The following is a 12,280-nucleotide window of genomic DNA, read 5'->3' on the forward strand; positions in this document are numbered from 1 at the left end:
CTCACTACTTCAAATTAAGAGTTAGAATTATATCTACTTTTTTATACATTGTCAATTAAAACAATCTTAAAAACTGAATTTAGCTTAAAATAAAGCCAAATTCATATAATTACTTAGAATGCTTCCTTTTTGCGTACAAATTTATCATCTCAACCGCGAGAGAAAATGCCATCGCAAAGTATATATATCCTTTTGGAATATGAAATTTAAATCCCTCTCCTACAAGCGCTATTCCTATCATTATAAGAAAAGCCAAAGCAAGAACTTTTATAGTTGGATTATTATCTACGAAACGACTTATAGATCCGCTAGCAAGCAGCATAACCAAAACAGCCAATATCACAGCTATAATCATGATTTCTATATGATCGGCCATCCCAACAGCGGTTATAACGCTATCTAATGAAAATACGATATCCAAAATGCCTATTTGGACTATGGTAGCAAAGAAATTAGAAGCACCTTTTGCTTTTAAGCTATCTTCCTCGTTTTCTCCGGTTGCATGAGAGTGAAGCTCTAAAGTGGATTTTGCTATCAAAAACAGACCTCCGGCTATCAACACGAGATCTCTTCCTGAAATTTCATAATCAAATAAGCTAAACAAAGGAGTTGTAAGCTTCATGATCCAAAATAAGCTCAAAAGCAATAAAATTCTAGTCACCATAGCAAGTCCAAGCCCTAAAACTCTAGCTCTATCTCTTTGATGAGCAGGAAGTTTGCCACACAAAATGGCTATAAAAATTATATTATCTATACCTAAAACTATTTCCAAACTAGTTAGTGTAAGTAAGCTTATCCAAGCCTCCGGAGAGTAAATCCACTCAAGCATTATTTTCCTTGTTTGTTAAAATATTTATGATCGTTTTTGGTAAAATTTCGTGTTCTATCTTGTGAATGGTCTCTTCCCACTCTTCAAAAGTTTTCGAGTTTCTTTGAAATGTCTCTTGAGCTATGATTTTACCACCGTCTAGCTCTTCGCTGACAGAATGAACGCTCACTCCGCCGACAGCCATATCGCTATCAAAGCTCTCTTTTATGGCATGAGCGCCTTTAAAAAGCGGTAAAATGCTCGGATGAAGATTAATTGCTTTTATTTTTGAAGTAAAAACATGAGTTAAAATCCTCATAAAACCGGCTAAAACAGTCAAATCTATCTCGTTTTTTTCTATCTCTTTAACCAAAGCCGCATCAAATTCCTCTCTTGAGATAAACTTAGAACTATCGATAATGAGAGTTTCAAGCCCGAATTTTTTAGCTCTCTCTATCCCATAAGCGTCAGTTTTGTTGCAAATGAGTAGTTTTGCGACTATTTTTACGTCTCCAAAAACTTTTCCGTGCACTTTTTCTAGTATCGCTTCTAAATTTGAACCGCTACCGCTAAACAATATAGCTATATTTTTTACAACCATTTAAGTCCTTCTATAATGTCATTTGGCGTGAAACTATAATCGTTTGCTTTGTAATTTTGCGCCGTTTTTTGATGAGCTAAAACTCCACTTATCGCTGAGTCAAGCGGGCTAAAACCTTGAGCCAAAAATCCAAGAAGTATTCCGCAAAGTGCGTCGCCGCTTCCTGCTACTGCTAAACTCGGGGTGCCTAAATTTGATACGTAAAGTACGCCGTTTTTGGCTATAATGGCGTTTGCGCCTTTTAAAACCAAAACGCAAGAAAAGGTTTTAGAAAATTCTCTAGACAGCTCAAAGCGGCTTCTTTGCACATCTTCTATACTGAAATTTCCAAATCCGGCTATATTTAAAAGACTAGAAAACTCTTTTGGATGAGGAGTTAAAATGGCGTCATCTTTAACCATAAAACTCAAAATTTCTTTTTTATAAAACATATCTGCATCGACCACGCAAGGTCTAGTCAATATCTCGTTTATATCAAATTTAGCTTCTCCAAGCCCCATTCCAACAGCGACCGCGTCCGCTCCTTTGAAACTATTTTTTTGCATGATCTCTTCATCTAAATTTATATTTTGTCCATTTAAATTTACAACACTAACTCTACCGGAGCCCATTTTTAGCGCAGCTTTAGCACAAATTTTAGCAGCTCCGCTTAACTCGCCGCAAGCCACGAAAGCATGGCCGAAATCGCCCTTATTTGTATTTAAAATCTCTCGACTAGGAAGCCTAAGATCGTCAAACTCAAGTAAAAAATCGCTACTAGAACTTGAAAATTTACTTTCGCAAATACCTAAATTCGAGCATACTATTTCACCTACAAAATCTTTTGCAGCGTCGCTATAAAGTCCTAGTTTTCTCGCACCCATAGTTACGGTAAAATCGGCATTAAAGCAGGCCCCTAAAATGCGTCCGTTTTTTTCAAGTCCGCTTGGAAAGTCGATCGCTATCTTAAGAGAGGAAGTATTATTTATCAAATTTAACATTTGCACGATTTTTTCGTCCAAATTTTTATTTAGTCCACTACCGAATATCCCGTCAATTACGCAATCCACTCTATCCAAACTCAAATTTTCACACATTTTTACGCCGATTTGCTTAGCTATTTTTAGTTGAGTTTTGCAATTTTCATTTAAATTTGAAGTGGTGAAAAACAGTTCGCACTCATAATCCCCCTCAAGCATTCTAGCAGCTGCTATAGCGTCGCTTGCATTGTTTCCGCCTCCGCAAACAACAAGGATTTTTGAGCCTATTTTCAAATTTACCCTTACTAAATTTGCTACACTAAGAGCTGCATTTTCTTGTAAAATAAGCTCATTTAAACCATAATTTAAAATGCAATTTTTATCAAATTTATCACTGCTTATAAATAATTTTTTCACATTTTCATCCTATAACTGAGACTCTCAAGCATATGAACTTTACTAATATTTTCTTTACCCTCAAGATCGGCTATAGTTCTAGCAACTTTTAGCGTTTTATTGATACCTCGTTGACTCAAATGATAATTAACAATCGCTTTATTTAAAGTAATCTTAGCATCTTTATCGCATTGACAAAACTTAGCAATCTCCGCATCTTTTAACTTTCCGTTTAGCTCACTCTGACCGCGTACAATCTGTTTTTTAAAAGCTTCTAAAACCATACGATGCATATCTTCGCTGCTAAGACTTGGTTTATCTTCGCTGTTTATTTCACCCATTGCAACATAGATATCTATCCTATCAAGAAGAGCTTTTGAGATCATACTTTGATATCTTGCTATATCTTTATCGCTACATCTGCAGTTGTTAAATTTACTAAAAGCATTTCCGCAAGGGCAAGGATTCATAGCCGCAACAAATAAAAACTTAGTTTCATAACTAGTTTTTGAATTTACGCGAGAGATGTTGATTTTATTATCTTCTAACGGTTCTCTTAAGCTTTCAAGTACCTGTTTACCGAAATGCGGAAACTCATCAAAAAATAAAACTCCGCCATTTGCTAAAGCAACTTCACCTATCTTTGCCATACCGCTTCCACCGCCAAAAATAGAGCTTCTCGTGCTTGTATGGTGTGGACTGCGAAATGCTCTTAAAGAGCTAAAATCACAATTATTTGAGTTTAAAGACTGATACGCACTAGCTAAAAGTATCTCACTCAAACTCTGCGGCGGAAGAATATAAGCAAGGCGCTTTGCGCTCATAGATTTTCCACACCCTGGGCTTCCTTCAAAAAGTATATTATGCATACCTGCGGCACTTATAATGCAAGCCCTTTTGGCTCTTTCTTGACCTTTTATATCCTTAAAATCTAGTTCGTAATTAAAATTCGGAACAAATTTTTTATCGTTTATTTCTATAACATTTTCAAAAAGAGGATGAGACGATACTATTTTGCAGCTTTGCTTAAACTCTTCATTTAAGAAAAAATCTCTAGCTTCGTTTAAATTTGAAACCGTAAAAACGGTTAAATTCGGTATCATTGCAGCTTTTAGCGCGATATCTTTGGGAAGTAAAACATTTGCACTTTTAGTCTTTACGCTAAGAAATAAGAGCACAGAAAATAGCTCGGCACTGCTCTTTAAACTACCATCTAAACTAAGTTCTCCAAATACGAAAAAATCACTATCAAATTTCTCTTTTTGCAACAAAATAAGAAGCGCTATAGGTAGATCAAAGTGCGAGCCGTCTTTTTTAACATCGCTAGGGCTTAAGTTTATGACGATTTTCATAGCAGGTAGATTAAAGTCTTTTATGACCACAAGTGCAGATCTCACTCTAGTCACAGACTCTTTTATGGTAGTACTTGCAAGACCGACTATATCAAATCCAGGAAGCGCTCTAAGAAAAGTAGATTCTATATCTATGATATGTAATTTACTGCCTAAACAAGCACTTTTTAGAGATTTCATATCGGTTTTAGCTTTGATTTTTTCTTGTACTCTTTATCAAATTTTTTGCGTTTGTTAAATCCAATTTTTTCTATAAAAAGATGTCCGTCTAAATGATCGTTTTCATGCTGAATAGCCACAGACAAAAGTCCATCTGCTTCTAGCTCTTTTAAATTTCCAAATCTATCTTGAAACTGTATTTTAATATCTTTAGCACGTTTCACATCTTCATAGTACCCAGGTACGCTAAGGCAGCCTTCTTGATATACGATTTCACCGTCTTTGGATATAAATTTTGGATTGATTATCTCTAAAAGATCATTTTTATCTTGCACTTCATCTTCGTTTATTAAATTTATTATAAAAACTCTAATTGGTTTACCGACTTGTATAGCAGCTAACCCTATGCCGTTTTTTGCTATCATTGTATCATACATATCATCTAAAAACTTTGCTAGCTCATTATCAAATTTGACAACGTCTGCGCTTTTTTCAAAAAGTCTTTTATCAGGATAGGTAATTACATCTAAAATCATCTAATTTCCTTCTATAACCTCATAAAGCTTAGCTCTTTTTCCGCTTTTTGCTAATCCATCAAGGGCTTTTGAAAGTGTCTCTTCTACGCTATGTTTTAAATTTAACGCCGCTACAGATATCTCTATATCCATATCTATCTCATCTTCGGCTATAAAAAATGTAGTTTGGTAGAGCATTTGGCCTACTCTATCGCACGCTTTTTTAGCGCCTTCTATATCCGTATGTTTCATTATCATACCAAAATATCCATCACCATAATGCGCTACGACATCGCTTCTTCTTGAAGTTTTTAGCAAAATTTTAGCTATATTTCTTAGTATTCCGTTTTTGTCTTTCAAACTAGGTATGTTGTTTAAAACACTGTCTTTTACATGTATCAGCATAACACTTACATTGTAGTTATATCTTTTTACATGATCAAACTCGTCTTCTAATACTTTTAAGAAATATTTTTTATTATACACTCCAAATTTAGAATCATAAATAGACTGCTCTTCTACGTTTTTGAATATACGATTTACATCTTCATAGCTATTTTTAATAACATCTAAATGTCTCTCCATAAGAGTATTTAGCTTATCTAATTCGTCGCTAAATGACTTTATAGCAGCTTGCACCTCAAGCGGATTTGCATTTGCCTTTGTCTCTTCTAGTCTTTTTTTGACTATACCTTTCATAATAACTAAATTTTTATATATAAGAGTGATGACTTGAAGCATATTTTTAATCTGACCAAAACCTAATTTGATCTCTTTTTCGATCAAAGCCTGCTTCTCTAATACGTCATCTTTATCATAATCTATAAGCTCTAAAACTTTTTTTTGAAATGACGAGGACTTAGACTCTAAAAGTTTTCTAAAATATATATCAAAATTTTCAGGAGTTGCTTGGATATTGTCATCGCTTAACTGTTTTAAAACAGTCTGTGAGAATTTATTTAAATCAACGGCTACTTCATCGTTTTTATCTGAATTTTTTACTTTTACCGCTTCTTCGCGACTTCTCTCAGCAACAGACTTAGTGATCTGATTTTGTTGAACTATATTTGGCGAAACATCTTTATCATCTCTTAACTTAACCACTAAAACCTCACTTATTTAAAGCTTTTCTCCAAGACATTATCTATAAGTCCATACTCAGCTGCTTCATGGGCACTCATAAAAAAGTCTCTATCCGTATCTTTAGCTATTTTAGCAAGTTTTTGACCTGTATTTTTAGCTAAAGTGCTATTTAATACCTCTTTTAAGCGTAAAATTTCTTTCGCTTGAATTTCTATATCGGTTGCTTGACCTCTAGCACCGCCTAAAGGCTGATGGATCATTATACGCGAGTTTGGAAGAGCGTAACGCTTTCCTTTTGTTCCGCAACTAAGTAAAAAAGCGCCCATACTAGCAGCTTGTCCTATACAAATAGTGCAAACATCTGGTTTTATATAATTCATAGTATCATATATACTAAATCCGCTCGTTACGACTCCGCCTGGGCTATTTATATATAGATATATATCTTTGTCCGGATCTTCAGCTTCTAAAAATAGCATTTGAGCCACTATGGCGCTTGCCATTGCATCTTCTATCTCACCGCTTAGCATTATAATACGATCTTTTAAAAGGCGAGAATATATATCGTAACTTCTCTCGCCTTTGCTAGTTCTTTCAACTACGTAAGGGATATAATAACTCATTATTCGCCCTTATCTTCTTTATTACCACTTTTAAATAAATTATTAAATAATTTCTCTTCTATCATAGCCATTTTAACTGCTGGAAGCATGCCTTGTTTTTTGTAGCTTTCTAAATGCTCTTTTGGGTCAATTCCATATCTATAGGCTTCAAAATATACCGCCTGTAAAAGCTCATTATCGCTCACGGTAATACCTTTTTGCTTTGCTAATTCATCTATGATAAATGTAAGCTGAACGCTTTTTATAGCTTCATTTTTATAAGTTTCTCTCTGTTTTTTAAGAGCTTCTTTATCTTCGCGGAATTTTTTCATCTCATCTTCACTAAAATTTCCCCAAGCACTTCTAAATTGCATATCAATCTCTTGCTCTACTATATTATTAGGTAGATCAAATTTAAATTTTTCTACTGCTTTATCTGCAAATTTAGGCTTCAAATCCTCATTTAAAAGTTTTTGGAATTTATCTGCTCTGATCTGCTCTTTGATTCTATCTTCTAGTTGCTCGGCAGTTGGATTTTCTTCATTAGGCATTAGTTTTTTAAGAGTTTCTTCATCTAATTTTCCAGCTTTTTTACCTTGAATCTCGTGTAATTTTACTTTAAAAACAGCAGATTTTCCGGCAAGATGATCAGCACCGTACTCCGCAGGAAAAGTAACATTTACATCTTTTTGTTCGCCTACTTTTAAACCTAACATACCATCTTCAAATCCCGGTATAAACTGTCCGCTTCCTATCTCAAGAAGATAGCCTTCGGCTTTCCCACCCTCAAAAGCTTCGCCATCTACAAATCCTTCAAAATCAAATTTAGCAAAATCACCTTTTTCTAAACTCTCTTTTTCAACTTTCTCAAGAGGAGCTATCATTTTCAAAAACTCATTTATCTTCTCTTCGATCTCTTTTTTGGTAACTTTAGGAGTTGTATATTCAGGAATAATCTCCTCATAACCATCAACTTTAACTTCTGGTTTGAACGAAATTTCAAGCTCAATATCTATATTTCCGTCTTTTTCATCAAATTTAAGTATCATAGGCTCACCGATTATATCGCTAGATTTTTTAGCGATCAATTTTAAGCTCTCGTTTACTATATCTCTAAATATTTCACTTTTAGCATCATTTTCTAAGTCTTTTCCGTATCTTTTTAACACTTGCGCAACCGGAACTTTTCCTTTTCTAAAACCATCAATTTTTATATTTTTAGCAGCTTTCTTAGCTAAATTTTCAACCTTGGCGTTAAGCTCACTTGCTTTAACTTCAGTTTGCGCAGCAGCATTTGCTGTGTTTAAAAGTTTTGCTTTAACTTCCATTATTTTCCTTTTATTATGATAAAAAATTATCTCGCAATATATCAAATTTTTGCTTTATTTAAGTATAAATTAGTAAATTTATTACTATAAAAGTCAAAATATTGTAAAATCGCAAAAATTTTTAAGGTGATTAATGTTTGATCAAAATAGAAAAATCGAATTTGAAAAATGCGTTAAAACAATGCTGGAAATTTTAGGCGAAAATCCAGATAGAGAAGGACTTTTAAATACTCCAAAAAGAGTTGCAAAAGCTTATGAATTCATTACAAGCGGATATTGGCAAGATCCAAAAGATGTTCTGAATGACGCAATGTTTGATAGCAGCAACAATGAAATGGTTTTGCTAAAAGATATCGAGTTTTACAGTATTTGCGAGCATCATTTGCTTCCTATTATCGGTAGAGCTCACGTCGCTTATATACCAGACGGAAAAGTTGTAGGACTTAGCAAAATTCCAAGAATGGTAAATATATATGCAAGACGTCTGCAAATTCAAGAGCAAATGACAGAGCAAATCGCTCAAGCTCTTCAAGATGCAATAAGTCCAAAAGGCGTTGGAGTAGTAGTCGAAGCAAGACATATGTGCATAGAGATGCGAGGAGTAGAAAAGATAAACTCTACAACGACGACATCGGCTTTAAGAGGGATATTTATAAAAAATGCGGAAACTAGAAAAGAGTTTTTTGATCTTATTAATTCTCCAAAATCGGTGAAATTTTGAGCTTAGAAAATATTAAAAGTAAACTTAGCAAGAGTAAAAGCTTATCTAGCATATTCGGTATCATTACAAAAATCACTACAAATAATATGGAGATAACAGGGCTTCGTCCGAGTATAGGTGATATCGTACGAATAATAAGCATAGATGGCAATAAAAATGAGCTTGGTATGGTAACTGGATTAAATCAAACAGGAGCTAGCGTAAGTCCTTTTGGATTTGTAGAAGGATTTAAAATAGGAGACCGAGTGTATGCTAGTGATCAAGGTATGAGCATACCAGTAGGCGAGTCACTTTTGGGTAGAGTAGTAGATCCATTTATGAATCCAAAAGACTCTAAAGGTGCCATAGAAGCTACGACTTACGTTCCGATAATGCAGATGCCTATTCCTGCTATGAAAAGAGGACTTATAAATGAGCCTTTTAGCGTCGGAGTAAAAACTATAGATGGACTTTTAACCTGCGGCAAAGGTCAAAAATTAGGGATTTTTGCAGGAAGCGGAGTTGGGAAATCAACTCTAATGGGAATGATTGTAAAAAACTCCGTAGCGCCAATAAAAGTTGTAGCTCTTATCGGCGAACGCGGACGTGAAGTACCTGAGTTTATAGAAAAAAACTTAAATGGCGATCTATCAAATACCGTTATAATAGTAGCGACAAGCGACGATAGTCCTCTTATGAGAAAATATGGAGCATTTTGTGCTATGAGCGTAGCAGAATATTTTAAAAGTAGCGGAAGAGACGTACTATTTATAATGGACAGCGTTACTAGATTTGCTATGGCTCAAAGAGAAATCGGACTTGCTTTAGGAGAACCTCCTACAAGCAAAGGCTATCCGCCAAGCGTATTAACTATACTTCCACAACTTATGGAAAGAGCGGGAAAAGAGGAAGGAAAAGGCAGCATAACCGCGTTTTTTACTGTTTTGGTTGAAGGAGACGATATGAGCGATCCTATAGCAGATCAAAGCAGAAGCATACTTGATGGACATATCGTATTAAGCAGAGAATTGACTGATTTTGGAATTTATCCGCCTATAAATATCTTAAACTCTGCAAGTCGTGTTATGGGAGATGTAACTTCAAAAGAACATAGAGCTAATGCTTCTAAATTTAAAAGACTATTTTCCATGCTCAAAGAAAACGAAGTATTGATAAGAATAGGAGCATATCAAAAAGGTATAGACAAAGAATTAGACAGCGCGATATCAAAAAAAGGATTTATGGAAGAATTTATGAAACAAAATCCTACAGAAGGTTTTAAATTTGAAGATACGATTAAAATGCTTGAAGGGATAAAATAACGCTCTATAAGGCAACTCAGGCATTGTAAATTTAGATATTTTGATAGTAGATATCAAGTATAAATAATTTTTATAATTTTTGTTTTCATTTACTAAATTTTAAAGCAAAATTTATAAAAATTGTTATATCATTCAGAAATAAAAGATAAAGTTTATCCTAATTAAATTTAGGATGAATTATTAAGAAAGGCTAAATTTGAAAGTTTATTTAGATAATAACGCAACAACTATGGTAGATCCTGAAGCTTTGGAGCTTATGCTACCGTTTTTAGGCGAAAAATTTGGTAATCCAAACTCACTTCACTCATATGGAAGTCAAACTCATCCGGCCTTAAGAACTGCTATGGATCAACTCTATGCAGGCATAAACGCAAAAGATAGCGATGATATCATAGTTACTAGCTGCGCAACCGAGAGCAATAACTGGGTTTTAAAAGGTATTTATATAGATAAAATATTAAAAGGGGACAAAAAACGTATAGTAACGACTACGGTAGAACATCCTGCCATAGGTGCAACTTGCTCGTTTTTAGAAAATCTTGGCGTAGAAATTACAAGATTAGATGTAAATAGCGAAGGCGTAATTACCCCTGATGATTTAAAAAAAGTTATGGGAGAAGATGTAGCTTTAGTCACAGTAATGTGGGCAAATAACGAAACAGGTATGATATTTCCTATCAAAGAGCTTGCTAAAATAGCTCATGAATATGGAGCTCTTTTTCATACGGACGCAGTTCAAGCAATAGGAAAAATAGCAGTTGACGTACAAGATGCAAACGTGGATTTTCTAAGCTTTTCAGCACATAAATTTCATGGGCCCAAAGGAGTTGGAGGACTATTTATAAAAAATAGTATGCAGTTAACAAGTTTGCTCCACGGCGGTGAGCATATGGGCGGTAGAAGAAGCGGAACTCTAAATGTGGCCGGCATAGTAGCCATGGGAAAAGCTCTCGAAAATGCAAATAAATTTTTAAAATACGAAGAGAGCCACGTAAGAAGATTAAGAGATAAATTAGAAGACGCTCTTTTAGAAATTCCTGAAGTTACGGTTGTAGGCAAAAAAGATAGCAGAGTACCAAATACAATCCTAGCCTCTATAAAAGGAGTGGAAGGAGAAGCTATGCTATGGGATTTAAATCAAGCAGGTATCGCAGCAAGTACTGGTTCGGCATGTGCTAGCGAGGATCTTGAGAGCAATCCTATAATGGAAGCTATAGGAGCAGATAGCGAACTAGCTCATACGGCTCTTAGACTCTCATTATCTAGATTTAACACTGAAGAGCAGATTGATTACGCTATAGACAAGATAAAAAACGCTGTGCATAGATTAAGAAGTATTTCTAGTAGCTATGCTTACGCACCAGAGTGGCACAAATCTGGATTATAAATCAAATTTAGGAAAGAAAAGATGGCTAAAAGTAACTTAATAAGCGGAAATATATGGGAAGAGTATTCACAAAAGGTGCAAGATGCAATGAATCATCCAAAAAATATGGGTGAAATCACGGAAGAACAAGCAAATGCGATGGGCTGTGAGCTCATCATAGCAGATCACGGAGCTGAAAGTTGCGGAGACGCCGTTAGATTATATTGGGCTGTGGAAAAAAACACGGACATTATAAAAGACGCTAAATTTAAAAGTTTTGGTTGCGGAACAGCTATAGCTTCTAGTGATTATATGGCTGAACTTTGCAAAGGAAAAACAGTAGATGAAGCCGTTAAAATAACAAATATAGATGTTGAAAAAGCTATGCGCGATGATCCGGAAATTCCAGCTGTTCCGCCACAAAAAATGCACTGCTCAGTAATGGCGTACGATGTTATAAAAGCCGCTGCGGCTAGCTATAAAGGCGTAGATCCAGAACATTTTGAAGATGAAATAATCGTCTGTGAATGCGCCAGAGTAAGTCTTGGAACTATAAAAGAAGTTATCAAGCTAAATGATCTAAAAACAGTAGAAGATATAACTAAATACACAAAAGCAGGTGCGTTTTGTAAGTCATGTATCAAGCCCGGCGGTCACGAAAAAAGAGAGTATTACCTAGTCGATATTTTAGCCGAAACAAGAGCGGAAATGGAAGCTGAGAGACTAAGAGCCGTAGCTGATGCTAAAATAAGCGGAAGCGGACTTGATAGCGATCTTAGTTTTGAAGAGCTAACAGTTGTAAAACAGTTAAAAGCCGTAGAAGCTGTGATCGATGAAAATATACGTCCGATGCTTGTTATGGATGGCGGAAATATGGAAATTTTGGATATTAAAAAAGAAGATGCGGACGGTAAAATAGATATTTATATCAGATATCTCGGGGCTTGCAGCGGTTGCGCAAGCGGAGCTACAGGAACTCTATACGCGATAGAAAATATCTTGCAAGAAAATCTTAGTCCAAATATCAGAGTACTTCCGGTCTGATAAGTTTTAAATTTATAAAACAATACATACTTATCAACAATAGTT

12 protein-coding genes are annotated in these 12,280 nt (G+C 35.0%); 4 read left to right on the forward strand and 8 right to left on the reverse strand.

Going from position 1 to position 12,280, the window contains the following annotated elements; genetic code table 11:
• Window positions 1-109 precede the first annotated feature (109 nt).
• Genes DQN38_RS08230 through tig form a run of 8 tightly spaced genes read right to left on the reverse strand, consistent with a single transcriptional unit; the run spans window position 110 to window position 7,803 of the window.
• Window positions 110-829 carry a TerC family protein gene (locus DQN38_RS08230; protein ID WP_002850756.1) on the reverse strand — a complete coding sequence of 240 codons (720 nt, stop codon included), beginning with the start codon at window positions 827-829 and terminating at the stop codon, window positions 110-112.
• Window positions 822-1,409 carry a phosphoribosylglycinamide formyltransferase gene (purN, locus tag DQN38_RS08235; protein WP_002850758.1) on the reverse strand — a complete coding sequence of 196 codons (588 nt, stop codon included), beginning with the start codon at window positions 1,407-1,409 and terminating at the stop codon, window positions 822-824. The genes DQN38_RS08230 and purN overlap by 8 nt, the downstream gene beginning before the upstream one ends.
• Complete coding sequence (locus tag DQN38_RS08240; protein WP_065843683.1) at window positions 1,400-2,785, reverse strand: bifunctional ADP-dependent NAD(P)H-hydrate dehydratase/NAD(P)H-hydrate epimerase; 1,386 nt, start codon at window positions 2,783-2,785, stop codon at window positions 1,400-1,402. The genes purN and DQN38_RS08240 overlap by 10 nt, the downstream gene beginning before the upstream one ends.
• A complete protein-coding gene (locus DQN38_RS08245) occupies window positions 2,782-4,296 on the reverse strand; it encodes a YifB family Mg chelatase-like AAA ATPase (protein ID WP_111738244.1) in 1,515 nt (504 codons plus the stop codon). The genes DQN38_RS08240 and DQN38_RS08245 overlap by 4 nt, the downstream gene beginning before the upstream one ends.
• Entirely contained in the window at window positions 4,293-4,811 is a 519-nt protein-coding gene (gene def / locus DQN38_RS08250) for a peptide deformylase (RefSeq protein WP_002850762.1), read from the reverse strand. Before def ends, DQN38_RS08245 begins: the two co-directional genes overlap by 4 nt.
• A complete protein-coding gene (locus tag DQN38_RS08255) occupies window positions 4,812-5,894 on the reverse strand; it encodes a GGDEF domain-containing protein (protein ID WP_052122006.1) in 1,083 nt (360 codons plus the stop codon). It abuts the gene before it with no gap.
• A gap of 11 nt (window positions 5,895-5,905) precedes the next feature.
• Window positions 5,906-6,496: an ATP-dependent Clp endopeptidase proteolytic subunit ClpP gene (clpP, locus tag DQN38_RS08260; protein WP_002850769.1), complete on the reverse strand. Its 591-nt coding sequence runs from the start codon at window positions 6,494-6,496 to the stop codon at window positions 5,906-5,908.
• Complete coding sequence (gene tig / locus DQN38_RS08265; protein WP_065843684.1) at window positions 6,496-7,803, reverse strand: trigger factor; 1,308 nt, start codon at window positions 7,801-7,803, stop codon at window positions 6,496-6,498. The genes clpP and tig overlap by 1 nt, the downstream gene beginning before the upstream one ends.
• 133 nt (window positions 7,804-7,936) lie before the next feature.
• On the opposite strand from tig, the gene folE reads away from it, so the two are divergent.
• From folE to DQN38_RS08285, 4 genes are all read left to right on the forward strand, one after another.
• Window positions 7,937-8,524 (forward strand): GTP cyclohydrolase I FolE, encoded by a 588-nt coding sequence (gene folE / locus DQN38_RS08270; RefSeq protein ID WP_002850772.1) that lies wholly within the window; start codon window positions 7,937-7,939, stop codon window positions 8,522-8,524.
• Window positions 8,521-9,825 (forward strand): flagellar protein export ATPase FliI, encoded by a 1,305-nt coding sequence (fliI, locus tag DQN38_RS08275; protein ID WP_002850774.1) that lies wholly within the window; start codon window positions 8,521-8,523, stop codon window positions 9,823-9,825. Before folE ends, fliI begins: the two co-directional genes overlap by 4 nt.
• Before the next feature lie 196 nt (window positions 9,826-10,021).
• Complete coding sequence (locus DQN38_RS08280) at window positions 10,022-11,212, forward strand: NifS family cysteine desulfurase (RefSeq protein WP_002850776.1); 1,191 nt, start codon at window positions 10,022-10,024, stop codon at window positions 11,210-11,212.
• A gap of 21 nt (window positions 11,213-11,233) precedes the next feature.
• A complete protein-coding gene (locus DQN38_RS08285) occupies window positions 11,234-12,235 on the forward strand; it encodes an iron-sulfur cluster assembly scaffold protein NifU (protein WP_002850779.1) in 1,002 nt (333 codons plus the stop codon).
• Window positions 12,236-12,280: the final 45 nt, after the last annotated feature.

This window comes from Campylobacter fetus subsp. fetus, assembly GCF_900475935.1.
Classification (GTDB): domain Bacteria; phylum Campylobacterota; class Campylobacteria; order Campylobacterales; family Campylobacteraceae; genus Campylobacter; species Campylobacter fetus.

Bases quoted from the DNA above. Each gene is read 5' to 3' on its own strand.
- def (WP_002850762.1), bottom strand. From the start codon at position 4,811: ATGATTTTAGATGTAATTACCTATCCTGATAAAAGACTTTTTGAAAAA.
- folE (WP_002850772.1), top strand. From the start codon at position 7,937: ATGTTTGATCAAAATAGAAAAATCGAATTTGAAAAATGCGTTAAAACA.
- DQN38_RS08230 (WP_002850756.1), bottom strand. From the start codon at position 829: ATGCTTGAGTGGATTTACTCTCCGGAGGCTTGGATAAGCTTACTTACA.
- tig (WP_065843684.1), bottom strand. From the start codon at position 7,803: ATGGAAGTTAAAGCAAAACTTTTAAACACAGCAAATGCTGCTGCGCAA.
- purN (WP_002850758.1), bottom strand. From the start codon at position 1,409: ATGGTTGTAAAAAATATAGCTATATTGTTTAGCGGTAGCGGTTCAAAT.
- DQN38_RS08245 (WP_111738244.1), bottom strand. From the start codon at position 4,296: ATGAAATCTCTAAAAAGTGCTTGTTTAGGCAGTAAATTACATATCATA.
- DQN38_RS08285 (WP_002850779.1), top strand. From the start codon at position 11,234: ATGGCTAAAAGTAACTTAATAAGCGGAAATATATGGGAAGAGTATTCA.
- clpP (WP_002850769.1), bottom strand. From the start codon at position 6,496: ATGAGTTATTATATCCCTTACGTAGTTGAAAGAACTAGCAAAGGCGAG.